Annotated in this window: 22 protein-coding genes; 9 read left to right on the top strand and 13 right to left on the bottom strand. The window is 69.2% G+C overall.

Going from position 1 to position 26,324, the window contains the following annotated elements; all coding sequences use genetic code 11:
- Positions 1-356: 356 nt before the first annotated feature.
- From ABZX61_RS20720 to ABZX61_RS20705, 4 genes are all read right to left on the bottom strand, one after another.
- The gene (locus tag ABZX61_RS20720) at positions 357-1,595 is read right to left on the bottom strand and encodes a glycosyltransferase (RefSeq protein WP_355196686.1); all 1,239 of its coding nucleotides are present in this window, start codon (positions 1,593-1,595) and stop codon (positions 357-359) included.
- 540 nt (positions 1,596-2,135) lie between these two features.
- Positions 2,136-2,360 (bottom strand): hypothetical protein, encoded by a 225-nt coding sequence (locus ABZX61_RS20715; protein ID WP_355196684.1) that lies wholly within the window; start codon positions 2,358-2,360, stop codon positions 2,136-2,138.
- A gap of 37 nt (positions 2,361-2,397) precedes the next feature.
- Entirely contained in the window at positions 2,398-2,901 is a 504-nt protein-coding gene (locus ABZX61_RS20710; RefSeq protein ID WP_355196682.1) for a hypothetical protein, read from the bottom strand.
- A gap of 170 nt (positions 2,902-3,071) precedes the next feature.
- Positions 3,072-3,467 carry a hypothetical protein gene (locus ABZX61_RS20705; RefSeq protein ID WP_355196681.1) on the bottom strand — a complete coding sequence of 132 codons (396 nt, stop codon included), beginning with the start codon at positions 3,465-3,467 and terminating at the stop codon, positions 3,072-3,074.
- 119 nt (positions 3,468-3,586) lie between these two features.
- Here ABZX61_RS20705 and ABZX61_RS20700 point away from each other — a divergent pair, with 119 nt between their 5' ends.
- Entirely contained in the window at positions 3,587-3,970 is a 384-nt protein-coding gene (locus ABZX61_RS20700) for a hypothetical protein (protein ID WP_355196679.1), read from the top strand.
- A 224-nt stretch (positions 3,971-4,194) separates the two neighbouring features.
- On the opposite strand, the gene ABZX61_RS20695 is transcribed toward ABZX61_RS20700, so the two are convergent.
- Positions 4,195-4,599 (bottom strand): nuclear transport factor 2 family protein, encoded by a 405-nt coding sequence (locus ABZX61_RS20695; RefSeq protein WP_355196677.1) that lies wholly within the window; start codon positions 4,597-4,599, stop codon positions 4,195-4,197.
- 547 nt (positions 4,600-5,146) lie between these two features.
- On the opposite strand from ABZX61_RS20695, the gene ABZX61_RS20690 reads away from it, so the two are divergent.
- Entirely contained in the window at positions 5,147-5,737 is a 591-nt protein-coding gene (locus ABZX61_RS20690) for a phosphotransferase (RefSeq protein WP_355196676.1), read from the top strand.
- A gap of 124 nt (positions 5,738-5,861) precedes the next feature.
- Here the strand turns inward: ABZX61_RS20690 and ABZX61_RS20685 are convergent, their stop codons facing one another.
- A complete protein-coding gene (locus ABZX61_RS20685; protein ID WP_355196674.1) occupies positions 5,862-6,854 on the bottom strand; it encodes a LacI family DNA-binding transcriptional regulator in 993 nt (330 codons plus the stop codon).
- 148 nt (positions 6,855-7,002) lie between these two features.
- On the opposite strand from ABZX61_RS20685, the gene ABZX61_RS20680 reads away from it, so the two are divergent.
- Both ABZX61_RS20680 and ABZX61_RS20675 read left to right on the top strand, forming a co-directional pair.
- Positions 7,003-11,088 carry a glycosyl hydrolase 115 family protein gene (locus ABZX61_RS20680; RefSeq protein ID WP_355196673.1) on the top strand — a complete coding sequence of 1,362 codons (4,086 nt, stop codon included), beginning with the start codon at positions 7,003-7,005 and terminating at the stop codon, positions 11,086-11,088.
- 89 nt (positions 11,089-11,177) lie between these two features.
- Positions 11,178-11,774, top strand: coding sequence for an HAD family phosphatase (locus ABZX61_RS20675; protein ID WP_355196671.1), 597 nt, complete (start codon positions 11,178-11,180; stop codon positions 11,772-11,774).
- Between the two features lie 13 nt (positions 11,775-11,787).
- Here the strand turns inward: ABZX61_RS20675 and ABZX61_RS20670 are convergent, their stop codons facing one another.
- From ABZX61_RS20670 to ABZX61_RS20660, 3 genes are all read right to left on the bottom strand, one after another.
- Positions 11,788-13,518: a tachylectin-related carbohydrate-binding protein gene (locus tag ABZX61_RS20670; protein ID WP_355196669.1), complete on the bottom strand. Its 1,731-nt coding sequence runs from the start codon at positions 13,516-13,518 to the stop codon at positions 11,788-11,790.
- Between the two features lie 178 nt (positions 13,519-13,696).
- On the bottom strand, positions 13,697-14,188 hold the full coding sequence (locus tag ABZX61_RS20665; RefSeq protein WP_355196667.1) for a hypothetical protein: 492 nt from the start codon (positions 14,186-14,188) through the stop codon (positions 13,697-13,699).
- A gap of 60 nt (positions 14,189-14,248) precedes the next feature.
- Positions 14,249-15,733, bottom strand: a complete 1,485-nt coding sequence (locus ABZX61_RS20660) for an alpha/beta fold hydrolase (RefSeq protein ID WP_355196665.1) — start codon at positions 15,731-15,733, stop codon at positions 14,249-14,251.
- Positions 15,734-15,943: 210 nt separating this feature from the next.
- Here ABZX61_RS20660 and ABZX61_RS20655 point away from each other — a divergent pair, with 210 nt between their 5' ends.
- Positions 15,944-16,225, top strand: coding sequence for a hypothetical protein (locus ABZX61_RS20655; protein ID WP_355196663.1), 282 nt, complete (start codon positions 15,944-15,946; stop codon positions 16,223-16,225).
- A 74-nt stretch (positions 16,226-16,299) separates the two neighbouring features.
- Here ABZX61_RS20655 and ABZX61_RS20650 read toward each other — a convergent pair whose 3' ends face one another.
- Positions 16,300-18,711 (bottom strand): pentapeptide repeat-containing protein, encoded by a 2,412-nt coding sequence (locus ABZX61_RS20650; protein WP_355196660.1) that lies wholly within the window; start codon positions 18,709-18,711, stop codon positions 16,300-16,302.
- A gap of 182 nt (positions 18,712-18,893) precedes the next feature.
- Here ABZX61_RS20650 and ABZX61_RS20645 point away from each other — a divergent pair, with 182 nt between their 5' ends.
- From ABZX61_RS20645 to ABZX61_RS20630, 4 genes are read left to right on the top strand one after another with little or no spacing between them, the layout of a single operon-like run.
- Positions 18,894-20,225, top strand: a complete 1,332-nt coding sequence (locus tag ABZX61_RS20645) for an extracellular solute-binding protein (protein ID WP_355196658.1) — start codon at positions 18,894-18,896, stop codon at positions 20,223-20,225.
- On the top strand, positions 20,212-21,009 hold the full coding sequence (locus ABZX61_RS20640; RefSeq protein WP_355196656.1) for a carbohydrate ABC transporter permease: 798 nt from the start codon (positions 20,212-20,214) through the stop codon (positions 21,007-21,009). Before ABZX61_RS20645 ends, ABZX61_RS20640 begins: the two co-directional genes overlap by 14 nt.
- Positions 21,006-21,659 (top strand): putative N-acetylmannosamine-6-phosphate 2-epimerase, encoded by a 654-nt coding sequence (locus ABZX61_RS20635; RefSeq protein WP_355196654.1) that lies wholly within the window; start codon positions 21,006-21,008, stop codon positions 21,657-21,659. Before ABZX61_RS20640 ends, ABZX61_RS20635 begins: the two co-directional genes overlap by 4 nt.
- A complete protein-coding gene (locus ABZX61_RS20630; RefSeq protein WP_355196652.1) occupies positions 21,656-22,570 on the top strand; it encodes an ROK family protein in 915 nt (304 codons plus the stop codon). Before ABZX61_RS20635 ends, ABZX61_RS20630 begins: the two co-directional genes overlap by 4 nt.
- 52 nt (positions 22,571-22,622) lie before the next feature.
- Here the strand turns inward: ABZX61_RS20630 and ABZX61_RS20625 are convergent, their stop codons facing one another.
- The 3 genes from ABZX61_RS20625 to ABZX61_RS20615 all read right to left on the bottom strand — a co-directional run bounded on the left by ABZX61_RS20625 (position 22,623) and on the right by ABZX61_RS20615 (position 26,080).
- Entirely contained in the window at positions 22,623-23,882 is a 1,260-nt protein-coding gene (locus ABZX61_RS20625) for an SMI1/KNR4 family protein (RefSeq protein ID WP_355196650.1), read from the bottom strand.
- Positions 23,883-24,182: 300 nt separating this feature from the next.
- Positions 24,183-24,956, bottom strand: a complete 774-nt coding sequence (locus ABZX61_RS20620) for a TIGR03084 family metal-binding protein (protein ID WP_355196648.1) — start codon at positions 24,954-24,956, stop codon at positions 24,183-24,185.
- Positions 24,957-25,315: 359 nt separating this feature from the next.
- Positions 25,316-26,080 (bottom strand): class I SAM-dependent methyltransferase, encoded by a 765-nt coding sequence (locus ABZX61_RS20615; RefSeq protein ID WP_355196646.1) that lies wholly within the window; start codon positions 26,078-26,080, stop codon positions 25,316-25,318.
- Positions 26,081-26,324: the final 244 nt, after the last annotated feature.

Genomic DNA, 26,324 nt, shown 5'->3' with positions numbered 1-26,324 from the left:
AACCTCACGGCTCTGCTCGCGCTCCACCAGGCCGCGCTGGAGCAGTACGCCGCCCTTGCTGACGGCGTCGGACCGGCCGAGCGCAAAACGTACCGTGCCTATGCTGCCCGCATCACCGCCGCAGCCGACCCCGGCCGGCTGCGCAGTCCCCGCCGTCGCACATTACGGCCCCATCGCCCTGCCGCAAGTCGTGACCTGCGAAAACGCTCTTGCGAGGCGCATCCGAACGGAAAGTCGCGGCAAGCCGCTCAACTGAGCTCCGCTGACGGGACTTCCGTTCCGATGCTCGTCATGCCCTGACCCGGCCGCGGGCACGCGCAAACCGGCGGGGTGCCTACCTGTGTAACCTCCGGGGATCAGCCTGCGGACCCGCTCCGGCCGATCATGTCGAGCAGAAGTTTCGCGGCCTGCTCCGCCCCGTCGGTGCGGACCGTCTCGGCCACGGCGGCCGCGCGGGCACCGGTCTCGGGGGCCAGGGCGAGGTCGAGTGCGGCAGACAGGGACTCGGCGGTCGGTGTCGGACCGTCGTGTGCCGTGCCGATGCCCAGCGCGGTTACCCGGCCCGCCCAGTACGGCTGATCCGCGACTTGGGGCACGATCACCTGCGGCGCCCCGGCACGGGCCGCCGTCGTCGTGGTGCCCGCGCCGCCGTGGTGCACGACCGCGGCCACCCGGCGGAACAGCGCCTGCTGGTTGACCTCGCCGACGACGAAGCAGTCGTCCCGGTCGTCGATCAGGGCCAGGTCAGCCCAGCCGCTCCCGAGCAGGACGCGGCGACCCTGCGTCCGGACCGCTTCGATGACGGACCGGGAGACCTCCTGTGCGTTCGCGCCCCGCACCAGCATGCTGCCGAAGCCCACGTACACCGGTTCTGGGCCGGCGGCCAGGAACGCCTCCAGGCCGGCCGGGAGCGGGCGCCCGTCCGGCCGGATCCACGCGCCGGTCTGCGTCACGTCGAGCTCCGGCGTCTCCTGCCACGGGCCCAGGACCGGGTCGGCCGCCAGGAACGGGTGGCCGGTGAAGACGTGGTCGCGGACGCCGCTCACCGGCGGCAGGCCGATCGAGGCCCGGTGGGTGTTGATCGTGTCGCTGAACAGGGCTTCCATGTTCTCGGCGTGCAGGTCCCACAGCCCCCGGTTGTCGGTCACCTCAGGGGGGATCACCTGGCCCGGCCGGCGGAGAGGCGGGTGATGCGACGACGGCAGGTAACACGGGGAGAAGGACGCGAACGCAAAGGGCACGCCCAGCTTCTCGGCCGCCGTGCGCGTACCGGCCAGGGCCGGGAACGAGCCGGTGGCCACCACCGCGGCGCAGCCCTCGGCCACCCCGGCGACCGTCTCATAGGCCATGGCGGTCAGTTCGGCGGAGATGTCGGACAGGCCCGCCTTCGCCTTTCCGGGGATCGCCCCCGTTGCCAGCGCGCGGATCGGCCAGGCGAGGGGAGTCAGCGGCACGTCGACGTCGTCCAGCAGTTCCGCGAAGTCCGGCGGCGCGCACACCCGCACCTCGGCGCCCAGCGCCCGTAGCCGCACCGCCAGCCCCGTCATCGGCTCGACGTCCCCGCGCGACCCGTAGGTCACCAACACAACGCGCATTCCGCAGTCCCCGATCTCCGTGCGTTCCGGTGTCGAAGGGTGATTGTGCGGTACGACCGGGGCCTTGCGGCAAGTCCCCCCATGCGCTATAGGTTGGTAGTGACAAGGAGTGGATATTCCCCTTGCCTTTTGTTGCTTCGCCGCCCAGTAGGGCCACCTCCATCTCGCCATGATCGTGCGGCAGCCCGTGGATAACCACAACTACGCACAGCTACTTTGGGGCTGGTCGCAGGGACACGGGTGGAGGGCCTGAGGCACTGGCCGACAGCGTGGCGGCCAGCGGGCCTTGGGCAGCGGCGTGTCCGGAGTAGCCGGGCTGGCTATCGCCGCTCCGGACACAGAGCATCACGGCGCGCCGTCCCCGTCGTCACACTGCGCTCACGACGGTGAGGGACGCGACGAGCGGCCTGCCTGCCCAGGTGAATTCCTCCCGCAGCCGGGCGTCCGGCAGGCCACGCGCGTGATGCCGTTGTCCGTGCTCGGCGTTGGAATCGTCGGGATGGCACCCGCGGCCCGGTGGTGTGCTTCCGCCGTCGGTCATCATCCGGCCGGGTCGGGTTCGGCGGAGGACGGGGGGACGGGTTCGGCCGCGGGGGAGGGGAGCCTCTGCAGGAGCAGGTTCGTCTGCAGTTGTTCGGCGCGCTGTTCGGCTGAGCGATGCTCGGCGCGCGCGTTGTCCCGTTCGCGTTCGGCGGCCTCGATCCGGCTGTTGCGGACCGCCACGAGGTTGCGGGCTGCGCTTTCCGCGTGGCGGGCCTGGACCACGTGCTGGGTGAGGTCGGTGTTGCGTTGCTCGGCAGCCTCAAGCTGCGCGCACCGTGGCGGTTTCGGTGCGGGCCTGCTCGGCGGCGGCCAGCGCGCCGTCGGCGCGTTCGCGTTGCCGCTGGGTTTCTTCGGTGGTGGCGTGGTGGCGTTCCCGCAGGGCGGCCAGTTCACGTTCGGCGGTGGAGACTCGCTCCCGCTCCCGCTCCCGCTCCCGGGCCAGGGTCTCGTCGTGCCCGGCGCGCAGCTGTCGTAGCTCGTCGGCGTGCTGCCGGGCCGCCTCCGCACGCAGTTGGTCGGCCTGGTCGGCGCGCGCCCGATCAGCGATGGCCAGCCGTTCTGCCTCGTCGGCGCGCTGCTCGGCGGCGGCGGCCTGCTGCTCGGCCGTGGTCGCGGCTGAGCGCTCGTCCTCGAGCTGCTCCTCCAGGTCGGCGACCTGCGCCAGCAGCTCGCTCTCGATGCGCTGCAGGAGCGCGACCTCGGTGGCCAGCTGGGCGCTGACCGTCTCGGCGTAGGTGTGCAGGGCGGGGCGGTGCTCGGCCACCGTGGCGGCGAAGGTGGCCTGCAGTTGCTGGCGTCGCTGGTCGGAGGAGCGCTTGCGCGCGTTGCTGGCGGCGTTGGTGCAGCGCCGGGAGCAGCGCTTGGGCTTGCGGTTTGGCCGCTCATCGCAGAGTGCTCAACGGCACCCATGTAGAGGTCTTGACGGTGCCCGGCTCAGCCGGAGGAAGTGTCTGGGTTGCCACCGATGCGCGCGAGCACCTGTTGGCTGAGCACGACGTCGTGCGGCAACTGCCTGAGCGTGGTCGCGTCGACAATGACTCCCTGCCGCTGGGCGATCTGCTGGAGCGAGGCCCAATGGTCTGCTTCCATGTCTTCCTGGGAACGGCCACCGAACGGCTCATCGGGCCCAACCACCGCGCGCGTCGTCTCTTGTATGTCTGCTACCGACGTCGCGGCCCAGCTTTGCGATGAGCCCCAACCTCTGTCATTCAGCAGCAGCACCCGGGTTCCATCGACGAGCTCTGCCTCGTGACGTGCCGACACCGAGATAGTGTCAGCCGCCTGATTATCGACGTCGACGAACGTCACTAGACGTGTGACAGCAGTCATACACCTCCTCCTCGGTGCAAGTATCTACGATTGCGGTCCAGGTCGGGCCGCTGTAGCGGGGCGTGACCGACAGGCCGGGAACGTGGCCCTTTTGGGAGAAAGCTGTCACCATCAGGGCGTTGTCGACCTGCCAGCGCTTCACGATCTGCCGGGACGGCTTGCGGCAGCCGGGCACCGCGCACTGCTGCTGGGCGCGCCGCGCCCGCCGCGAGGGCGTGCCGCCTGTGCACGTGCACGCCAGGCATGGCCGCCGCCTTGATCATCCGCAGACGATCGGGTTGATCCGCTCGATGTTCGCCGGCTCCGAACTGGCCAAGGCGATGAGCACCATCGGGCCCGTCATGGGCCTGTCGGTGATCTTCGGGCCGATACTCGGGGCCGTGCTCACCCACGCCGACCTGTTCGGCTCGTCGTGGCGGTCGGCGTTCCTGGTCAACGTGCCCCTCGCCGCCCCCTGGCGCGCCGCCGTCCTCATGGGGTCGGGTCGGCCGCCCGCCTGCTGAACGTCGTCCAGCAGGCCGGCGGCGCGCCAGGGGATCGCCGTCCTCGGCAGCGTCTTCCTGCACGGCCTGGCCGGTGGCCCGGACGCGAACGTCGAGGCGGCGCTTGCGTTCGGGCTCGCCCTCGTGCTGCTCCCGCGACGGCCGTCGCCGCGGCGTTCAGGTGGCCCCCGGAGCCCTCGCCGGAACAGGGGCGCGCGGCTGAGTTGTTGGGGCTTTGACCCTGGTCAGGCGGTGCCGTGGGGGTTGTCGATGACGTAGCGCCATCGCCCGTCCGGGCCGCGGCGGACGACGTCGGTGGCGGTGCCGCTCATGTCGATCTCGGTGCCGTCCCGCGTGGTGCCGCGCATCGACCAGTCGACGATGAGCAGGGCGATGTCGCCGGACACGTACACGTGCTTCGGGCGGGCCTCGATCGGGAGCCCGAAGCTCTGCAGGTGCCGGTTGGCGGCGAGCCGGGCGGGGCCGGTGACGGGGTGGCCGGGGACCGGGACGAGGACGGCGTCGTCCTCGTAGACGTGGTCGAGAGCCTGGGGATCGCCGGAGTTCATCGCGGTGACGAAGCGGGCGGCGGGGCTGTCGGCGTCGCCGGAGAGCACCACGCAAGGCTGGGATGTGTCATGACTATTCATGACAAAATGATCATATCACAGCCTGCCTTTCCCTGGTCGCTGGAAAAGGCAACGGGCCCACGACGGCCTTGTACAGGCGTTCGCGGGGCAGGTCTGGACGTCGTGAGGTAGGCGCGGACAGGACGGTAGCCAGCGCGGCTTCGGGAGTGGGCCGCGTCGGCGGGCATCACCGCGGCGATGCGGGTGCGGTGCTTGGTCAGGTAGGTGATCTCAGCCAGGTAGCGGGCGCGTCGGCGAGCTGCTCGCGCGCCTCACGGATGCCCAGTTCGCTCCGGCGGCTGTCCGATTGCCGTCTCGGGTGCGGCCGCGTCCGGGGCGGCCAGGTCCCTGTCGGTGTGCGCCATACGTGTACACAATGCACACCCTGTACCGCGGGCGGAACGGGTCGGGTGCCACTCGGCTGCTGCTGGTCCGCATGACGCATACCGAGATCGAGATCACCGGGGAGCTGCTGCGTGACAGCACCCCGACCTGGCCGATTGCCCGGTGCGGCTCGGCGCGCGTGGCCGGGACAACCAACTAGCTCGGCGACGATCTCGCCATCCGGTTGTCTCGGGCGACACAGGCGGAAGCGGCCGACGCCCTGGCCGCCTTCGTGGCCGCTCTTCACCAACCTGCCCCCGAAGAGGTGGACACCACCGGCGGGGGCCGCGGAGGGCCGATGGCCGGCTCCTCCGAGTGGGTCGCCCAGCAGCTCGCCGAGGCCACTGAGATAGGGCTGATCCCCGACCCGGACGCCGTCCGCGCGGTCTGGGAAGACGCCGCCGCCGCGCCCGACTGGGCGGGCCCGGCGCTCTGGCTCCACGGCGACCTGCATCCGGCCAACGTCCTCACCGCGGACGGCACCCTCTGCGGCGTGATCGACTTCGGCGACCTCTTCGCAGGCGATCCAACCGTCGACCTCGCCGCCGCCTGGACTCTGCTGCCGGACGGCACCGCCGACCGCCTCTACGGCACGTACCAGCCGACCCCGGACGCCGCGGCCCTGCGCCGAGCCCGCGGATGGGCCGTGAACCGGGCCCTCGTCGGCCTCCACGTCGGCGAGGCCGGTGTTCATGGCCGGCCAGGCGGCAAGGCCACATGGAGCCGACCCGCCCACGCCGCACCGCAACGCCTCATCGCAACCGCCCCTCGCTGATCGATCACCTCTCCACAGCTCGAAACCTTCGCGCCGGACCTCACCATGCTCGACATGCCTGACGTGCCTTAAGGGCCTTCACGCGACTGACCGGCAGGTTCGCTTGACAACACGCCTCCGACGCTCAGGTGCCGCGTTTCGCTGGGCCGGATGACTCGCGAAGCACCAGTTCGGTAGGCAGACGGATCGCCTCGCCCTCGCGTTGTGATCGTGCGGCGAACTGCTCGATCAACGGCTCCACCGCGAGCCGACCGGCGTGCGAGCCGGGCCCGGCCAGGGTGGTCAACGAGGGATGGACGAAGTCGGCGGCGAAGATGTCGTCGAACCCGATCACGCTGATGTCGGCAGGGACTCGAACACCGCGCTGGGCGAGGCGTCGGATGATGCCGATCGCCAGGAGGTCGTTGTGGGCCACGACCGCCGTCGCGTCGGTGCGCAGTGCTCCGTCGGCGGCGGCCCCGCCGCCTGCGACGTTGGGGGCGTACGGACCGATCCGGTGTGCCGTCAGACCGTGCGTTTCGGCCCCGGCGCTCAGTGCCGCCCAGCGCGCCGCGCCTATCCAGGAGCTGGGTGGCCCGGCGCAGTAGGTGAGGCTCTGGTGCCCGAGCGAGGCCAGGTGTTCCAGGATCTGCCGGCAGCCGGCGCCGGTGTCGAACGTCACGCTGGTCAACCCGGGCAGCTCCCGGTTGAACAGGACGATCCGGTGCAGTTTGGCGAGGTCGCGCAGGACCTCGTCGTCGAGTCGGCTGGAGGCCAGCACGAACCCGTCCACGCCGGCGGACAGGTCGCGAATCTGGTTCTCCTCGATGCGCCGGGACTCCTCGGCGTTGACGATCACCAGAGTGACGTCGGACGCTTTCGCGCGCTGCTCCGCGCCCCGGATCAGCTCGAAGAAGTGGGGATTGGTGATGTCGGAGAGCACCATGGCGATGGTGCGGTGGCGTAGACCCGGAAGAGCGCGGTTCTGCGGTCTGTGCTGGTAGCCGAGCTGCGCGGCGGCGGCGACTATCCGCTGTCGCGTCGCTTCGTTGACCCGGCCGGGCTTGTTGAACGCCCGGGAGACCGTCGACGCGGCCACGCCCGCAGCTTGCGCGACGTCGAAGATGGTGGGCTCCACGAACGCATCTAGCCACGAGAGTGGAAATTTTGGCAACACCTTGCAGAACTTGTCGCAAGGTACCTACGTTGCGATCATGCCGGCCACTCGATGACGTCTCGGACGAGAGGAGCGCGGAGTGTCGCAGCCCGGGCAAAGAGGTCGAGGTGTGCAGCACGACGAGCGCGATATCTCGGGTCGGGCCAGGCGGTGGTACGCGGCTGTGACGGCCGGCGCTCTGCTGGCCGCGTCGCTGACGTCGGTCGGGGTGACGCCGGCGCAGGCGGCATCGACCGACTTCACCATCTTCAACGGCCGTACGACCGCTCCGATCCTGATCGACCCGTCCTATGGCGGCGATCACGCCGATCGGGACTACAAGCAGGTGCGCCGCGCGGTTCAAGACCTGCGCCAGGACGTCGCCATGGTGACCGGGGCGATCGATCCCGGTGAGGTGCAGAGCCTGTTCGCCGACGATGAGCCGGCCAAGGAGGCGCGGCTGGCGAAGGCCGACCGGAGCAAGCTGCCGGCCCTGCTGACCGGGGCCGCGGGTCAGAAGACCGCGATCATCGTCGGCCAGATCGGTCAGAGTCGGCTGATCGACGGGATCGTCGGAGCCGGCAAGTTCGAGGAGGCCGCCGGGATCAAGGGCAGGTGGGAGGCGTACGCGACCAAGACCATCAAGAACCCGGTCCCCGGGGTCGACAACGCACTGGTGATCGCGGGCAGCGATGCCCGCGGGACGATCTACGGGATCTACTCGATCTCCGAGGAGATCGGCGTCTCGCCGTGGTACTGGTACAGCGACGTACCGGTCAAAAGGCTCGATGACATCAAGGTCTCAGGCAAGGCCCGGGCCGACGACGGGCCTGACGTCAAGTACCGCGGAATATTCGTCAACGACGAAGAACGCACCGTCGCGTGGGCGAAGAAGAAGTTCCCCACCGCCAACGGCACGCCTGACGTCAACTACTACCGGCACGTCTATGAGCTGATGCTGCGGCTGGGGCTGAACACGCTCTGGCCGGCGATGCACCTGGCTTCGAGGGCGTTCAACGCGGTCACCGACACCGGGACGTACGACCAGGGGACCCCGATCAACGCCCGCGAGGCGGCAGCGTTCGGCGTGGTCGCATCCTCCTCCCACGCGGAGCTGATGCTGCGCAACAACGAGGGCGAGTGGCGGCAGTGGTACGCCCGCAACAAGGACGCGCTCGACATCAAGGGCCCGGACGCCGTGGCGGCCTTCGACTATTCGATCAACAAGCCCGCGATCCTGGAGTACTGGCGCCAGCGGGTGGTCGCCAACGCCGCCTTCGAGAACATCCTCGCCCTGGGCATCCGCGGTGTGCACGACAGCGATCCGGTGTTCACGCCCGGCAACCCGTACGGGTTCAAGGACAAGATCGAGATGCTGGCCGACGTCATCCGCGAGCAGCGCAAGCTGATCGCCGCGGTCTACGGCAGCGTCGACGCCGTGCCGCAGGTGTTCATCCCCTACAAGGAGATGAACGATCTCTACAACACCGGGCTGAAGGACCACATCCCCGGCGACGTGACCCTGATGTGGGCCGAGGACAACCAGGGCTATCTGCGCCAGGTGCCCACCCGGACCGAAGCCGCCCGTTCCGGGGGGAACGGCGTCTACTGCCACATCTCCTACTGGGGCGAGCCGAAGAGCTACCTGTGGCTGAACTCGACGCCGATGTCCTTGATGGTGCAGCAGCTGCGTCGGGCGTGGAGTTCCGGTGCGGGGCGCTACTGGATCCTCAACGTCGGGGACATCAAGCCCGGCGAGATCAAGCTCGACCTGTTCGCCAAGCTCGCGTGGGACGTCAAGGGCTATGACGACACGAACATCGCAAGCAGGTTCCTCACCGAACACGTGCAGCGGGACTTCCGGCTGAGGGGCGCCAACGCCGCCGTGGTCGCCGACGCGCTGGAAAGGTTCGATGCGCTCGAGAACACCAAGCGCGCCGAGTTCTGGGGGGAGATCAACTCGTCCAACGCGAACTCGGGAAGGATCCACAACGGTCAGGTCTTCCCGTTCAGCGCCACCTCGGACGGGGACGAGCTCCAGCGCTACATCAACGAGTCCGGCAAGCTGGTGGCGATTCTCGAGGATGCTTCCGCGAAGCTCGACCCGCGCTATCGCTCCGCGTTCTATCAACAGGTGCTCCACCGGATCCGGTCCTACCGCAACATGGCAGAGCAGATCGGCTACTACTGGAAGAACCAGCTCGCTGCCGCCCAAGGCCGCTACGCCAGCGCGGGAAGCTACGAACTGCTCTCGAAGCAGGCCCGTGAGCGCATCCTCACCGACGAGGACTACTGGAACACGATCAGCGGCGGCAAGTGGGACCACGCCATCGGCCACAGCCATCCAGAAGGCTTCCCGAACGAGGGCGCCGTCATGCTCACCAACGACCGGTATGCCCGGGTGGCCACACCGACCGATGCGGTGGGTGCCGCCGCCGAGGGGAGCAAGGAGCCTGGCCGCGGCACGCTGAGGTTCAACTCGGCCGCGCCCGACGACAAGCGGTTCTTCGACGTGTTCTCCCGGGACGACGTAGCCGAGCCGCTGGAGTGGGTCGCCGAGGCGGACGCTCCGTGGATCGCCCTTTCCCGGCGCTCGGGCACGACCGCGACAGAGCAACGCGTCACGGTGACGGTCGCCAGGAACCACCCGGCCACGACGGGGACGATCAAAGTCTTCAACGCCGTCGACGGCGCCAAGACCGGCGACCCGGTCGCGACGTTCACGGTCGACGCGGAGCGGGCAGCCGTGGATCTGCGCCGGGTCGCCGAGCCGGCGCACCTGGAGGCCAACGGATACGTGGCCATCGAGGCCGAGCACTTCTCCGAGAACGTGCGCGGCGCCGACGGGAGCCGGTGGGCCCCCCTTGAGGGCGTGGGGCAGCGCGGGGCGTCCATGGGCGGCTTCCCGGAGATCGCGGCCCGGGTCGACTCCGGCTTCGAGACGACCGCCCGCCTGAGATACCGGGTCTACTTCACCTCCACCGGGAGGTTCACCGGGACCTTCTACCGGATTCCGACGCTGAACGAAGGCACAGAGGACAACGGCACGCCGCGAACCGCGCGCACGGCGATCGGACTCGACGACCAGGCCCCCAGCCTGCTGCGCGGCAACTCCGTCGCCGGTACGAGCACCAGCACCTGGGGATTCAACGTCATGCACGGAATCGAACCCCTGAACTTCACCGTCGAGGTGACCACGCCGGGGTGGCACGACCTCGTGGTCTACCGCTCGGACGCGGCGGTCCTCTTCGACCGGATCATCATCGAGACCCGCGCCGGCTCGGTCGGTGACGGCCTCGTCGGCCCGCCCGAGAGCCCGAACAACATCGCCGCACCCCAGAGGGCCACCGTGGCGCCTCGTCCTGACACGATGCCGGAGCTTCGCCGGCTGCCCGCGATCCGGACGTCGGCAGGCGAGACGAGCACGGTCGAGGGCGTGCGGGATGTGGTGTCCGCGGCCTCCGACAACGAGACCGCCGTGTCGGTCGCGGTGCAGAACGGTCAGGTGCGGGTCACCGGACACCGGGCCGGGACGGCCGAGGTCTCCGTCACCGCTGGTCGTGGCGAGGCCTGGGTGGTGCCTGTCACGGTGGGCAGGGCTGCGGGGGCGCCGGTCGGCGCCTATCTGGAGCGGGACGGTTCGGTCGTCTTCGACGCGGCCGACGCGTTGGAGAAGAGTGCTTTCGCCAACGCGGTCGACAGCAACAACGGGACGCACGGCTGGGCGCTGGCCCGCAACGGTCTCCAGGCCGTCCCGCCGGCCGACGCCGGCGCGAAGGCGCAGTGGCTGGCGACCTCGGCGGCCCAGGCCGAGGCGTTGTTCGGGGCGGGCCCGACGCAGAAGGTCAACGGGAGCTCCGCGGCGGGAGCACCACCGCGGCTCGACTTCACCGTTGACATCCGGACCGGTGGCACGTACTACCTGTTCGTCAACACGAGCAACCCGAACGCCGACGCCGACTCCTACCATGTGCTCGTCGATGGGCGGTGGAGATATCAGTCGAACAAGTCCGGGCCGGAGACCGGGTTCGAGACCTGGTACGGCAGCACGAGCGTCGCCGCGGCCGCGTTGGCGCTCGGGCCGGGGGAGCACACGATCTCGCTGGCGCCTCGTGAGGCCGGGCTGGTGCTCAACCAGATCGTCGTGACCACGGACGACACACCCGGCCTCACCGGCTTCCAGACCGCCAGCGACCGGAGAGCGAGCGCTTCATGACGCTCTGACACCGAGCGGCGCCTCATCTCATCGCGTTGGCCCCTCTAAGCTGGAGCAGGCATTGTGTCCCCCGACCCGCAGGTGTGCCCATGCTCAACCCGGATCCACCGTACGCCGCTCTGATCTTCGACTGTGACGGCACCCTCCTCGACACGGCCGCCGCCAACGAGAGCGCTTGGAGAACGGCGCTGGGGAAGTGGGGCATCGAGCTCGACTCCGGGTGGTATCGCGCCCGCACCGGACTACCCGCTGATGCCCTGATGACCGAGCTGACGGCGGAGACCGGACGGGAGTTCGACCACGCCGCCGTACGCGCTGCCGCGCTCGACGCCTACAGCCGGCTCGTCGGCGTGGTGGAGCCGCACGAGCCGGTGGCGGCTGTGGCCCGGGCGCACCACGGGCGGGTGCCGTTGGCGGTGGCGTCGGGCGGCTCGCGGCGCGGAGTGGAGGAGGGGCTGCGGGCCACAGGCCTGCGTCCGCTGTTCGACGCGGTCGTCACCCGCGACGATGTCCGGTACGGCAAGCCCGCTCCGGATGTGTACGTGCTCGCCGCCGAGCGGCTGGAGGTCGACCCGGCGCACTGCGTGGCCTATGAGGACACCGATGAGGGAGCCGCCGCGGCGCTGGCTGCGGGCATGCGGGTCATCGACGTACGGCCGGCCCTCGGCCGGGCTGGGACTTCGTAACAGACCGCAGAGGTCAGGCGCGCTTGGCCTTGCGCCATGAGTGGTCGTAGAGCGTGGCGCTGTCGAGGGTGGAGGGGCCGCCTTCGTCGCCCAGCGTAGGCCCGTCGACCGTTTTGCGGCTGGAGATGAACCGGTGTTTGCCGGTGGAGTCGATCCCCAGATAAATGCCGACATGGTCGAGGGCTGTGCCGTCGTCCGTGCTGGCGTCCCAGAACAGCAGGTCGCCCGTCTGCAGCTCCGCGTAGGACGTGGGTTTGGCCGTTCCACCGTCGACCACGGTGACCCCCGGGGCGTTCTCATCGGCCATTTGTACGGCTCGGCGAGGGAGTGCGGACCTGCTCAGCGTGTCGCCGATGCCCAGGGGATATCCGCCGCGGTAGCCAAGGACCATCCTGACGAAACCGGAACAGTCCAGCGATTCCAACTGGCGGGCTTCCGGGGGGTCGATCTTGTCGTCGTAGGTCCAGGTGAGGCCGAGGTAGTCGTTGAAGTCCGAGCCCTCTTCCCGGGTGCCGTCCGGGAGTAAGGGGCCATAGTGGGCGTCGCCCGCATAGCGCAGGCCGTCACGGACCTTGGAGGGGGCATCCGCGAGATACTGCGTGGCGATGTCCAGCAGATCCTCGTCGGTCCTGGCGATGTTGGCCGCCGGCCATGAGGCCGCCCATGGCGCCGAGGGTGACCACGGGCCGGGTAGCAGGCGGACCCACGCTCGGGTCGAGACGGTCGCTTCGGTCGTTGTCTCGGCGAACTTGCGTTGCTGGCCGTAGGTGACGGCGGTTCGGGCGCCTTCCGTCAGGACAGCGCCGACCCGGCCTTGGCTGTAGTAGAGGCTCTGGCCGGATCCGCCGGGGGAGTAACCAGTGAAGGACTGCCCCGGCGAGCAGGCGGTGGCGTCGGCGAACAGGGTGGTGAAGGAGGCGAATCCTTCTTTCAAGGGGCGGCGGTCCTGCCAGACCGGTGCCCCGGCGAGGGGGTCGGCATGATGCTGCCACCACATCCGGCCGGCCGCGTCGAGCGCGTAGACGACTCCCGCTCCGGCGCCGGACGGACTGCGGTAATCCTTCCAGCCCTCGCCGGTCACCAGTCCCGTGCCCGGGCCGAAGGTGGTGCCGCCCGCGACCGGATCGGTGTGGTCGTACCAGCGGACGTGTCCCTTGGTGTTCACGCCGTACAGGGTGCCGTCGCGCCCGGTCATCAGGGTGGTGATCGCTGTCCAGCCCGAGCGGATGACCTTGCCGCTCCCCGGTGCCCACTGGGCCTCGCCGGTTGTCGGCGAAAGATGGCGGTACCAGTGCAGGTCGCCTGCTTTGTCGAGTGCGTAGATGACCCCGGAACCGGCCGACGCGATGTCGACGAAGTCGCCCCAGCCGTGGCCGATGACCGTGCGCTCGCCGGGAGCCCAGCCGCGCTCACCGGTCGCCGGATCCAGGTGACGGTACCATTTCAGGTCCCCGTCGCCGTCGACCGCATAGATCACGCCGTTGCCGCCGGAGAACACCTTGGCCAGCGTGTTCCAGCCGTAGCCGATCTCCTTGCCGCTGTCAGCGACCCAGGAATCCTCGCCGGAGGCGCCGGCGCGGTGGCCGTACCAGCGGAGTTTTCCCCCGCCATCGATGCCGTACATTGGCACGACCGCCGAGCAGGTCAGGGCGGAGGCGGCTACGGCAGGTCGCGGGTTGAGCGTGGACAGCAGGGAAGCTCCGACGATCGCCGCGGCCAGAACGGCCAGATGTGTACGCAGCATGTCCGCACCCTTTCGATCTCACGCCTCGACGCCGCCGGGCTGATCGTAGGAAATGATCTCACGGATGTCCCGGGGCCAGGCTGCCTCCGACCGCGCCCGCAGGCCTCATGCGCGAGGCGCCGTCTTGTGCCGGCGTGCTTCCTGCGGGCGCGCACAGGAAGCACACCGGATCGGTGGTTCAGTGGCAAGCCACCCTGAGGAGCCAGAGACGGCCGTTGTACGTGGGCTTGCCGCCGTTGTCCTCGGCGTCATCGTGTTGGGCCTTGATGGTCACGCAGAGGTTCTTGCCGTAGACCTTCACCGGACCCGCGTAGTACTTGAAGCTCCCGCCATCGGAGTCCCTCTTGCCCTTCACGTTCTTGACGTAGTCGTCGGCCATGAGGTCGTTCTCCATGTAGATGTCCATCGGGGTGCGCACGCCGTACCGCGGGAGGCCGGGACGCTTGGCGAGGACGGCGCAGTTCCAGCCGGTTCTCGCGTTGTAGTAGAGCTTGATGTCACTCCGGTAGTAGGTCTTTTTGGTTATCGCGTCTTTCAGCGGCAGGGGCCAGCTGCGCACCAGTGATCCGGTGCAGCCGTACGCGCTCGCGTTCGCCGGTGCTGACGCGAGCGCCTGCAGAGCCATGACGGAGGCCGTCGCAACCACGACCGACAGGGATTTGCGGAACATTCAAAACTCCTGATTCGACGTCAAAGGGGGTGGGCGGGCACCGCCCGCCCGTTGACCGGCTCAGTGCAGGGGCCTGCCGGTCACCGAGAGCGGTCGCTCCTCTCGGGGGCGGCGCACGGAGGTGGGCGGTTGCGAGGGGTACTCGGGAGCGCAGTGCGTGCCGTTCGGCGGCAGCTTCAGGCTCGTCAGGTACGTCTCGATGTGGTTGCGGGCGCAGGTGCTGTTGCGGTACTGGCCGTGGCCCACGCCGTCGTACTCGAGGATCCTCACGTTGGGGATCTGCGCGGCCGCGGCGTAGTTCCAGGCCGCCGGGGTGCCGACGTCGCGGCGGGCCTTGGGCAGCAGGACCGGCGGGGCTCCCGAAATGTCCAGCCGGTGCTGAGGGTTGGTGACCTTGCCCTGCCAGCCCAGACAGTAGACGACGTCCGACCAGAACGGTGACAGCTTGGTGTGCGGGTAGAGCGCCTCGAGCGCCTTGCGGTACTGGTCGAGCTCCCTGAAGCTGCTGATCCGCCACTTCCAGTCGGAGCACCAGATGGCCGGGTAGGCGTAGCTGACGGTCTCCGCCTTCGGCGTGGCGAAGGCGCGGAGCGTGGCGGCCTTGCCGGCATCGAGGGCCTTCAGGGTCGTCGCGACCTCGAACCAGCTGCCCGCCGGGTCGTACATGCCGTCGAACAGGAACATGCGCAGCTGCTCGGCCGTGATCGGATCACCGGTGGAGGGGTCCTTCAGCGTCCCCTCGGCCGCCTTGCGGTGCAGCCCGTCCCAGATCGCCGTGACGTTCTCGCCGCTGAGCGGGCAGGCCTGCGTCTCGCCGCACCACGTGACGAACGCCTTGAACGAGCCCTCGAAGTCCTCGGTGGTCGTCTGCAGGTAGCGGAAGGCGGAGGTGATGCTGTGGTCCATGTTCGAGTCGATCGCCATGGCCCGCAGGTTGCGCGGGAACAGCTCCGCGTACTGCTGGCCGACCTGGGTGCCGTACGAGATGGCGAAGAAGCTGATCTGCCGCTCGCCCAGCGCGGCGCGGATGGCGTCCACGTCACGGGCGGCGCTCGTGGTGTCCACGTGGTCGAACACCGGGCCGGTGCGCTCGCGGCAGTTGTGCGACAGCTTCGCGTTGTAGGCCAGCCAGGCCTCGTACTCGCTCTCGTCGGCCGGGTAGGTGACCGGCATCCGCTCCACCAGGTCCCGGTCGCACTGGATCGGGTTGCTCCGGGCGACGCCCCGCGGGTCCACGCTGACCAGGTCGAAGTACTGGCGCAGCGCGCTCTCGGCGGGGATGGCGTTGCGGAGGATGAACGGGTTGATCCCGGAGGCGTCGGGCCCGCCGGGGTGCACGATCAGCACGCCGATCCGCTTGGCCGGATTGAGCGCCTTGAGCCGGCCGATCGCCAGGTCAAGGGACGGGCCCGAGGGGTTCGCGTAGTCGACCGGCACCTTGATCGTGGCGCACTCGCCGCCATGGTCGCCGCACGCCGCCCAGCCGACCGGGGCGGGGGCGGCCGGCTGGGGGTCCGGTTTGGCCGAGGCGGCCGTGGTGGTCACGGTAGCGAGCATCACACCCGCCAAGAGAGCGCTGACTAACCCTTTTCGCATGGAATTCCTGTCCCAGATCGCTGTTGTCCTGCTGCGGCCTCATTACTTCCGGTAATGGCTCCGGTCAGAATGGGCCACCCACAAGATACATCATTTTGGAGCGCGTGCTCTGTTATTAGAGTGGCCGGGAGAGGTTCAGATCATGGTGACATCATCATCGTGACCGCTCGGCCTTCGACGTGCACCACGCTGACGTCCGCCACGGACCCGGCCATGTACGTGGAGCCGCCGCCCACGCCCCGAGGGGGCCGCACGTTCCCGCTGTCCAAGACGGAGGCCGGGCAGGTCCGTGAAGGGGCGCGCACGCTCGCCGAGACCCGCCCGGACGCGGCCGCCGCGGTGGCCATGCTGGCCGGGCTCGGAACCCGCAGCGGCTCGCTGCTCACGCTGACGTGGGCGACATCCGCACGCTCGTCGACTTCCACGGCGTCCGGCATCTGACCGTCGCCTACCAGTTCGAAGCCGACTTCGACGACGCGTGAAGGCCGCCACCGTCCCGCCGTCACCAGGCGGTGCTACGGCATGCCGGTGATCGCGCCGTCCAGGCCTGAGCGCTTGAGGTCCAGCGTGCTCAGGTCGCATCCCCGCAGGTCGACGCCGTCCAGGTCACACTCACGGAACGAAGTGTGGTCGAGGATCGCACCGGTGAATACCGCATCGGTCAAGGTCGCCGGCTGGATCATCGCACTGCCCAACCGAGTGAAGGCGATGGTCGCGTTGACCATCTCGCTGAAGCCGAACCCCGCCTTGGTGAGGTCGGCGCCGGCCAGATTGGCACCGGTCAGGTCGGCACCGGAGAAGATGGCGCCGCGTGCGGAGGCTCGCGACAGATCCGCGCCGGCGAGGTTGGCGCCGGCGAAGACCATCTTGTCGAGGTCCAATCCGCGCAGATCGGCGCCGGCAAGATCGAGTTCTTCCTCCGGGTTGTCGGCGCGCCACTGATTGAAGGCGAACGGCCCCTGCCTCAGGATCCCGACAACCGTCGCCACGCCGGCCTCCCCGTCGAGATGCCCCACCCGCTCAGGACCGTCGGTGGTGTAGGGGTCGAGCGCGGCGACGTCCTCCCTCGCGCTGGCGAGTTCCGCGGCGAGCTCCTCATCGTACGGATACATGTCCGTCATCGCCTCCGTCATCGCGAGGCGAGTGCTCAGCAGTTTCAGCGCGTTGTCCCGATCGCCGTTGCCCTTGGCCAGGTCGGCGAGGCGCTGGAAGGCCAGACCGGCCTCCATGGCCGTTTCCGGGCTCGTATTCGCCTGGAAGAGCCGGGTACGGATCGCAGAGCACTCGGCCCAGATCTCGTATTCCTTGTCCTTGTGCTCCGGCAGGTCGAGAGCGCGGTAGACCTCGCCGAGGTGCTGCAACGAGTTGGCGAGCCGCTGGTCTGCTTCCATGAAGGTCGGGTGCTCGGCCGCGAGCTCGTGGTAGATGTCCACGGCGACCGTGAGCACGGCCTCGGCTGCCACCAACTGGCCGTCGGCGAACCGGGCCTGGCCGCAGGTGTCGTGCGCGGCGCCGAGGCAGAACCTGGCCTCGTCGCGCTGCGGGTGGGTGACGGCCCACTCCTTGACGGCGGACAGCGACCGTTCGGCCACCTCTCGCGCGGCGCGCGGGAAGTTGTGCCGGATCAACATGGCGACCAGATTGTCACGGATGGGGCGGTGATGGCCGTTGGCCGCCGACACGTACGGCGCGATCTCTCCCAGGAGCGCCATACCCGCGTACTCGAAGTCTGGCTCCAGGCTCTCGATGACGGCGAGGACGAAGTGTGTCAGGTCACCCATCCCGTCGACCGCCACCAGGTGCCGGCAGACCCCCACGTAGTCGTCGAACGTGCCGTCGCCGTGTGTCCGGCTGTAGTGCATGTTCATGGCGCGTTCGTGACGGTCGGCGATCGCGGGGCCCTGGTGCGGCGCCAGCGTCTCCGCGATCCAGCGGTCGGCGAAGTAGACGGTGTCCCCGTCCCACCCCTCCCACGCGTTGAGCAGCCCGAGCTCGGCGAGCCGGGCCGCGGTGGCCTGCACGCTGTTGAGCGCCGCCCGCTTGGGCTTCGGGCGCTCCCTCCGGTCCGGCTTGCTGGTGTCGCAGGCGACGGCCAGGTCGTACGCGGTGACGGGGAAGGTGGAGATCGCGGCCTGGAGCAGGGTCTCTCGCTGTTGCCCTGTCAGCTCGGCCAAGATGAGGTCGAGCGGTGCGGCCCCCTGCGTCACGGCCGCGAGCCGCGCCCCCGCACTATCGGGGTTCGCGGACAGCCAGGCGTCGACCAGTTGCAGGGACCGTGGATGCGCCGCGGTCGCGCGGACCACTCGCTCGCGGGTGGCCGGATCCACTGTGGACAGGAAGGGCAGTCCGGCTGCCAGCTCGGTTCCCGCGGTGAGGTCCAAAGGGTCGAGCCGCAGGACACCGAGCCGGTTGCCCGCGGTCGACGGCGGTAGCGGCGTCCGGCTGGTCACCAGCACCCGGCCCCGGTCGGCGGCCTGGCACAGTCGGTCGAAGACCTCGCCGAAGCCGGGATCCAGGTAGCCCGTGCCGTCGAGGTTCTGGCCCAGGTCGTCGAAGAGCAGGACGAGGGGGAAGCTCTTCAGGAGTTGGCAGGTCGTGTCCAGCATGGCGTCGTCCGACGGAGCCAGGCCCAGGGTCCCTATGATGCGCGCTTGTTCCGGGGAGAGCTCCTCGCCCCAACCTAAGAAGGCCTCTGTGACACCTCGGAACAGCGTTTGCGGAGCCCATCGGCCCACCACGGCGGCTGCCCCCCAGCCATCGGCCTGAAGCCGCCCGAGCACCTGGCGAGCCAGGGCGCTCTTGCCCGCCCCCGCGCCCCCGTTGATCACAAGCCCGGCCGGACCTGCGGCCAGCATGGTCAGCGCGGCCCGCAGATCCGACTGTCTGACCAGGCCAGGCGATCCGAGCCGCCGCACCTCCGGGCTCATGTTCGTTTCCCCGTTCACCATCGTCCTCCAACAGGCACGACGAATTTGACTGATCAAGCCCCCGAATTCGGGTGAGCTTACTTGATCGTCGGTGATCTCTGAGGCGATCTCTGAAATGAGCCGGTTGAGGAGGCACGGCTTCACACTCTCAGCGATCGTGCGGGCCGCCCCGCCGTACCAGCGTGAAGTCGATCTCGAAGGATCGGTTCCAGGGGAACGTGACGTCTTCGTTCCAGCTCGTCTACAACAAGAAACTGCTCACCGCGGCCGGGGTCCAGCCGCCCACGACCATGGACGAGCTCGCCGCGGCCATCCCCAAGCTCACCAAGACCGACGGCAAGGGCGCCATCACCCAGCTCGGCCTGGGCAACCCCAGCCTCTCGACCTCCATCACCACGCTCGGCTACGCCTTCGGCGGCACCTGGGACGGCACCGAACCGGCCAACCCGGCCCCGACCCCCGGCGATCCCGGCAACCTGGCGGCGCTGAGGTTCTGGCAGGACAACATCACCAAGAAGTACGGCGCCGACAAGGTCAGCGCGTTCAAGGCCGGGTGGGGCCAGTACATGTCGGCCCAGGACCCCTTCTACACCGGCAAGGTCGCCATGGTCATCGACGGCGAGTGGCAGGCCGTGTCGATCCCGAAGAACGCGCCCGGGCTCGAATGGGGCGTCAGCCCCATCCCCGTCGCCCGGCCCGACCTCGACGGCACCACCCAGCTGACCGCGAGCACGCTGTTCATCCCGGCCAACTCCAAGCACCGGCAGGAGGCCGCCGCGTTGAGGATGCTGGGCGACGAGCGGCTGTGGCAGAGCCTGGGCAACACGCTCTACCTCACCGCGCTCGGCGTCCCGCTGACCATCGGGATCGCGCTGGCCGGGGCGCACGTGCTCAATCTGCCGGTGCGCGGGCAGCCGCTGTTCCGGGCGCTGGTCTACCTGCCGACGATCGTGCCGGTCGTGGTCGGCGGCTACCTGTGGCGGTGGCTGCTCAACGCCCAGTACGGCTTCGTCAACTGGGGATTCGGCCTGCTCGGGCTGCCCGCCCCGCTGTGGCTGGAGAGCCCCGACTGGTCGCGGCCCGCGATCGTGCTGATGTCGCTGTGGACGGTCGGCGGCACCATGGTCATCTACTTGGCGGCGCTCAAGGACGTGCCCGCCGAGTTGTACGAGGCCGCGGCCATCGACGGGTCCGGGACGTGGCGCCGGTTCCGGCACGTCACCTGGCCGATGTTGTCGCCGATCACGCTCTTCCAGGTCATCGTCACCTTCATCGGATTCCTGCAGATCTTCGCGCAGCCGTACCTGCTCACGCAGGAGCGCCTCAACACCAGCAGCGGTGGCCCGGGGGACACCATGCTCAGCTACTCCATGTACCTGTTCCAGAACGCGTTCGTGTTCCTGAAGATGGGCTACGCCTCGGCCATGGCGTGGGTGCTGTTCCTCGTCACGCTGATCATCACGGCCCTGCTGCTGCTGAGCTCGCGCAGGTGGGTGCACTATGGTTCGCGCTAACGGCCGGCGGCTGGTGGTCGCCGGGCTCGTGCTGCTGTTCGTCTTCCCGTTCCTGGCGATGCTGAGCACGGCGTTCAAGCTGCCCGGCGACATCTTCCACGCGCCGCCCCGGCTGCTGCCGGCCGAGTGGACGTGGGACAACTTCGCCGCCGCCTTCGAGCAGATCCCGATCTGGCGTTACCTCGGCAACACGCTGTTCACCCGGGCCGCCAACGTGATCGGCACGCTGCTGGCCTGCCCGCTGTCGAAGGTGACGTGGCGTGGGCGCAGCGCGCTGCTTGCCGTGGTGCTCGCCACGATGATGCTGCCGCCGCAGGTCACCATGATCCCCGTCTACCTGCTGTGGAACGGGCTGAACGCGGGCGACACGTACTGGCCGCTGATCGCCCCCGCCTTCTTCGGCACGCCGTTCCTCATCTTCATGATCCGGCAGTTCCTGATGAGCGTGCCGAACGACCTGATCGCCGCCGCCCGCCTCGACGGCGCGAACGAGCTGCGCATCTACTGGTCGATCGTGCTGCCGCTGGCCCGTCCCGCGCTGGTGACCTCCGCGGTCTTCCAGTTCGTGTGGACGTGGACGGACTTCCTCAACCCGCTCATCTACCTCAACGACAGCGAGAAGTACACCTTGTCCATCGGTCTGTACGCCTTCTTCGCCGAGCACGACGTCGCCTGGGGGCCGCTGATGGCCGCCTGCGTCATGTTCACGATCCCCGCCCTGCTGATCTTCATCGCCGGTCAGCGCTACTTCGTGGGCGGCGTCTCCACGGGGGCGCTCAAATGAAGGAGCTGCGCGGCGGGCTGGTCGTCTCCTGCCAGGCTCCGGCCGGGCATCCGTTACGCGATCCCGAGGTGATCGCCCGGCTGGCCGAGTGCGCCGTGCTCGGCGGGGCGGCCGGGCTGCGGGTCAACTCGGCCGAGGACGTCGCCGCGGTGCGCCGCCGTACGACGTCGCCGGTCATCGGCCTGCACAAGGTCAGGCACGGCCACCGGGACGTGATCACGCCGACGCTGGAGCTGGCGGCCGGGCTCGCCGAGGCCGGCGCGGACATGATCGCCGTGGACCTCACGCCGGAGACCCCCGGGCCGGGGCTGAAGCTGATCGAGGAGATCCACGCGCTGGGCCTGCCCGTCATGGGGGACGTCTCGACCCTCGACGAGGGCCTGGACGCCTGGGCGGCGGGCCCGGACGTCGTCGGCACCACGCTGTCCGGCTACACCGCCCGCCAACTCCCCACGCCGCACGACCCCGACCTGCACCTGGTCGGCGCGCTCGCCTCGCGCGGGGTGCGGGTGATCGCCGAGGGCCGCTACCGCACCGAGCAGCAGGTACGGCAGGCGTTCGCGGCAGGCGCGTGGGCCGTCGTGGTCGGCGGCGCGATCACCGACCCCATCTCCATCACCCGGCGCCTGGCCACCGCGGCACCGCGATGACGCCGCTCGCGCTGGCCGTCGACATCGGCGGCACCAAGATCGCGGCTGGGCTCGTGGCGGCGGACGGCACACTCGTCGAGCACCGCAGGACGGCCACCCCCGCCGGTCCGGAGATCCTCGAGACCGTCTTCGAGCTCGCCCGGCCGCTGGTGAAGCGGGCCGCGGTCTGCGGGATCGGCACCGCCGGCACCGTCGATCCGCAGGGGCGCATCGCCTCGGCGACCGACCTGCTCACCGGCTGGGCGGGCACCGACGTCAAGGGCGCCGCCGAGCGCACGTTCGCGCTCCCCACGGTCGTCCTGAACGACTGCCATGCCGCCGGAGCCGCCGAGGCGCGGGCCGGGGCCGCCCGCGGCGCCCGTACGGCGCTGGTCGTCGCCATCGGAACGGGCATCGGCGGCGCGGTGTGCGTCGAGGGCCGGGTCCGGACGGGGGTCTCGGGAACCGCGGGCAGCATCGGCCACCTCCCCGCACCGACGACCGCGGGCGTGCGCTGCTCGTGCGGAGCGCTCGACCACATCGAGGCCCACGCGTCCGGACCCGCGATCGAACGCGCCTACCGGGAGGAGACCGGTCAGGCGCTCCCGCTCGCCGAGATCGGCCGGCTCGGCTCCCACGTGATCACCGACGCGGCGACGCTCATGGGCCGCGTGCTGGCCGGCGCCGCCAACCTGATCGACCCCGACGCGATCGTCATCGCGGGCGGGGTCTCGATGCTCGGCCCGGCGCTGCTCCGGCCGATGGAGGCCGCCTACCGCGCCGAGACCCTGCCGGGCCCGTCCGCCGCACCGATACTCCCGGCCTCACTCGGTGCGGACGCGGGGCTGGTCGGCGCGGGTCTGGAAGCCCTGTCCCATCTCGAGAACGGATCGTCATGCGCCGCGTACCAGCCGTCTTATCCCTCGTCATGAGTTGGAGTGACGATCACGCGTCTCCTGCTCAGCGGCCCATCCGGGCACTGGGTCAGGCTGTTGGCGAAGGCGGCTCGTCATGAACGGTGACCCAGTCTGTGGAGAGCGGCCACTCGCGTTCGGGGCGGCGGGGGTGGATGCCGACGACGGCCAGCGGCGGCAGGTCGTCGAGTTCCGACAGCTCCCGCCATTGGTCCTGGGTCACCTCCAGGTACCGCAGTCCCTTCAGCTCGGTCACCGTGGCGATGTCGGCGACGGATGCCGCCGCGATGTCCAGCGCCCACAGGTTCGGCACCGTACGGAGCGGAGCCAGTTCGACGGGCCGCGGGCAGGTGATCGACAGCGAACGCAGCTCCCGGTTTCGGGTCGGCGCCGTCAGGTCGGGCGATTCCACATCGAGCTCCAGATACTCCACCGGACGGTCGCCGAGCGGGGTCAGGTCGGGCGAATCCTTGCTCGACAGCGCCAGCGAACACACGTCGGGCACCGCGGCGAGGAACGCGCAATCCTCCACGTCGACCACCCGGACCTCCTGCACATGTGGACCGGCCTGCATGGCCTGCGCGAGGGAGGGCCGCCTGTCGCTGTACGTGGAGTGTTCGCCGGGCAGATCCGGCAGGTCCGCGTCGATCCACAGGCTCCTGTCGTGATGGCGGTAGTCACCGCGTTCCAGCGCTTCCACCAGACGGCGCAGGAACGTGGTCACCGAGTCGGTGACGTACGTCGGCCCGTTCGTGTAGTCGACTCCGACCTTGATGACCTGTCCTGGACGACCGTTCGGCCCGGGATCCAGGTCCACGGCGAGCCAGTTGCCGCCGGTGTCGAACGCGAACCGGATCCAGCCCGGACGCAGTGGCGACCTGCGGACGGTATTCGGGGGCTCGGTATCGAACACTGTCTGGCGCCAGGGTTCGTACTGCCATTCCTGCGCGATGTCGAGCCACTCGTCATCCTGTTCGGCGATCTCGGAAAGAGGGAGCCACTCGTGCCGGTCGAACAGCGGGTTGACGAGGTTACCGTCGCCGTCGGCGATGCCGTATAGCGCGCGGAGGTCTGGAGGCAGGACGACGCCGAGCTTCTCCTCCACCGCGGCGAGGCCCTCCTCGCTCGCGGGCTCGGGGAGTTCCTCCTCGTATCCGAGGATCTGGGCCATCAGCCGCCGGTAGTGGTGGAAGAGCCGCACGGCCTCGTCCGGATCACCAGCGGGAACCGCATACGCAGGCCCTTCCTGCTCGTCACCCCGATCGGGCGGAACGAAGTCCTCATCGATCACATAAAGGGACGGCGGCTTCTGCCGGGAGGATGTCGCCATGCCACCGCAACGTAGCACCGCCCTGGCACAGGTACGTCCCTGTGCATGGGGAGCCGTACGCCGACACCGACTCGCGCCACGGAGGCAATTCAGGATGAGGCCGATGCCGGTGCGCTCGTGGCAGTCACGGAGCTGTTCGAGCGCGGCGGTCTGGAGGCGTCGTCAGGGGCGTCGGTGATGCGCCCACGATCGCCTTGCGAAAGCCGGCGTGGCAGGTCGTCTCGGCGTCGTGCGAGATGCGCACCACGCAGTGCCGCCCGGTCTGCGACGGGGCGGCCTCGGCCGGGGCCGAGCCCACCGTCAGAGGAAAACGCGAGCGATGTCAAGCCACGTCTGCGCATCATCGCCGACCGCCGTGAGGTCGGTCTGGGCTCGGGATCTGCGGTGGGTGACTCGAAGGCAGAAGTCGAGGGCGCTGCCCTGAACCCGTTGCGCGGCATCTGCTGGGCCCCATGCCCAGTTTTGGCCGTCGGGACCGGTCAGCTCGACACGGAACGGCTCTGCCGGAACAGGCAATTGGGCAGCATAGAACGACAGCTCTCGCCCCACCACTCCCAACGAGGCCACATGCCGGAGCCGACCCGTCGGACGGCGTGAGACACCCAGCGCATCGAAAACGTCCTGCCCGTGAGCCCACGTTTCCATCAGTCGAAGCGGCACCATGAGCGCTGTGGTCAACTGCGAGCCGTACCACGGAAACCCATGGTCCAGCGGAACGTCACGTAGCGCCGCCGCCACCTCGGTTCGACCGGCGCGCCATTGCTCCAGCAGTGCCGATCGCGGTTTGGCCGCTCCCGCGGCGGCGTCGAGATCAGCGTATTGGCTGCCCGCGGCCTCCGCCTGCTTCAGCACAGCGTCGAACGCCTCCGGGGTCCGAATAGCGATGAGAACGTTCGCATCAGCTGAAGCAAGATGAGCGATCTGGTGGGCGATCGTCCACCCCGCTGCCGGAGTAGGCGTCGACCAGTCGGCCTGCGCTGATACCAGGGCGTCAAGCTCATCCCCTTCAGCCACCAAGTCGGGCAGAGCAACGTCGAGCTCAATGCCGGACAGATCAAGGCCGTAGTTGAACATCGGTGTCACCTTCACACATTGACGGCAACGGGTTTGTCCCGTTCGGACGGGTAAAGTTGATCTAGCGTGGTCAGGCTATCTGAGGTTGATCTAGGCAAGCCGAACTATCGTGTGGACCAGACCGGCTGATCAACGTCCTGATCCCGGCGGGCGTCCATTGTTGTGACTTGGCGCTTCAGCTGGCGAGCGAGTTGATCTCGCCGCCCGAATCGACCGAGACGCCGCAGCCCAACCCGCCCGGGGCCAGGGCAGGTCGGGGTGTCGTTGCGGCTCCGCGTCAGGATGAGGCGAGGACGCAGAACTCGTTGCCCTCCGGGTCAAAGTCCCGTCTGCCCGGCGCTGTGTGGTGCGCACGCTCCCTAGGGCATTCCGGGAGGGACGGGCTGCGCGGTATCGCGCCGCGCCACGAACACGAACTCCCTGCCCGGCCGGTCGGGTGCGTCGCGTACGTCCTCGACGACGAAGCCGTGCTCGTGCAAGTCCCGCTCGATCTCCGTACGTTCGCGGAAGCGAAGTGTCGATTCCGAGGTCAGTACGTCCCCGTCCGCAGCGAACACGTGCGTACCCCGGAAACTCACCAGCGGCAGGCTCACGTCCGTCAGCTCGGCCCAGGTCTCGACGTGCCCGACGCCCGGGATGTCCGTCATGCGGTACGTGGTCTCGCGGGTCCACTCCGCCCACTCCTCCCACACGCGCTGCGCCGGATCGCGCGTCTCGAAGACAAGCCGCCCGCCGGGCCGCAGCGCCTCGTACGCGCCGCGCAGCGTCGTACGCCATGCCTGCGGATCGGCGATCGCCTGGGCGACGTTCCCGGTCATCGTCACCAGGTCGATCTGCATGGGCGGCAGGTCCCCTGCGTCGCCGTCGAGCCAGCGCACCCGCTCCGCGCCCGGCTTGCCACGCGCGACGTCGACGGACGCCCGCGCGGGATCGATCCCGGTGACCGTAATCCCGCGCTCGGCCAGCAGCAGCGCGAACACGCCCGTACCGCACCCGATGTCCAGCACGGACCGCGCGCCGAACTCCTCCGCCATCGCGAGATACGCGTCGAGATCGCTGCGGTCCGGATCGAGTGGGTCGTAGATGGCGGCGAGGCGCGGATGCCCGAAGTTTGCGTCAATCATGGCGGCGAACGTATGTGGCCCCGAGCCCGCGCGGCCACTGCTTTTTCGGGTTGCGGCGCCAAGCGGGCGCGGCGGAGCGCGCCGCTGATCCCGGTGCCCCTTCACCAGAGGAGAAGAATCCGCAGTCGGTGTCCCCTCGATCCAGGACACCACTGGCGGAATTCACTGTTCGCCGGGTGACATATGCATCTGTTCGCCAGCGAGCTCGTAGCACAAGGTGAACGTCATGCATCGAATCATCGCG

The organism is Nonomuraea sp. NPDC003709 (genome assembly GCF_040610775.1).
Taxonomy (GTDB): Bacteria; Actinomycetota; Actinomycetes; order Streptosporangiales; family Streptosporangiaceae; genus Nonomuraea; species Nonomuraea angiospora_A.
Note: the sequence above shows the minus strand (reverse complement) of the source record. Positions and strands in the feature narration are given on the sequence as shown.